The organism is Acinetobacter sp. Swhac1 (genome assembly GCF_013390985.1).
GTDB lineage: Bacteria > Pseudomonadota > Gammaproteobacteria > Pseudomonadales > Moraxellaceae > Acinetobacter > Acinetobacter towneri.
On record NZ_JACASN010000117.1, the window covers coordinates 1 to 691 of the forward strand.

General features: G+C 32.1%; 1 pseudogene. It reads left to right on the forward strand.

The annotated features are described in order from the left end of the window. Window positions 1–435: pseudogene (locus tag HX743_RS16235) on the forward strand (IS1 family transposase); the annotation flags it as partial. Window positions 436–691 lie beyond the last annotated feature (256 nt).

A 691-nucleotide genomic window follows, 5' to 3' on the forward strand; every position in this document is an offset into this window, starting at 1 on the left:
TGAAATTCAGCCTCAGCAAAGTCATTATGAATCTCTCGAAGTAGATGAGTTCTGGAATTTTGTTGGAAATAAAAAGAATAAACAATGGCTTATTTACGCCTATCATCGAGAAACAGGTGAAATTGTTGCTTATGTTTGGGGTAAACGAGATTTAGCTACAGTCTAACAATTGAAGACAAAGCTTAAACAATTAGATATTCACTACACCCGAATTGCAAGTGATCATTGGGACAGTTTCATCACTGCTTTTAAAAATGGTAAGCAAAGTATTGGTAAATTTTTTACTGTAGGTATTGAAGGCAATAATTGCAAAATAAGGCATAGAATTAGGCGTAGCTTCAGAAGAAGCTGTAATTTTTCAAAAAAGCTTGAAAACCATTTTAAAGCTTTTGATTTAGCCTTCTTTTCTTTTACATCAATAATGGCTTCATTTAAAGGCAGCATACTTTTTGAAGCACCACCAAAATTTTATGTTAAGTAGAGACTAAAAATGCCCTTGATTAAGGGCTTACAAGGGCATTTTGTATAAGGTGTATTATGTTAATTTTAGAATTTCTTCATTAGAGAGATGGATCCGTAAATTTGAACAACTCCTATAAGTGATATTCTGCTCCTCAAATGATGTTATAAACATCAATATATGGAGTATTTTATGGCACGTAGACCAAGAAGAAATCATTCAAATGATTTT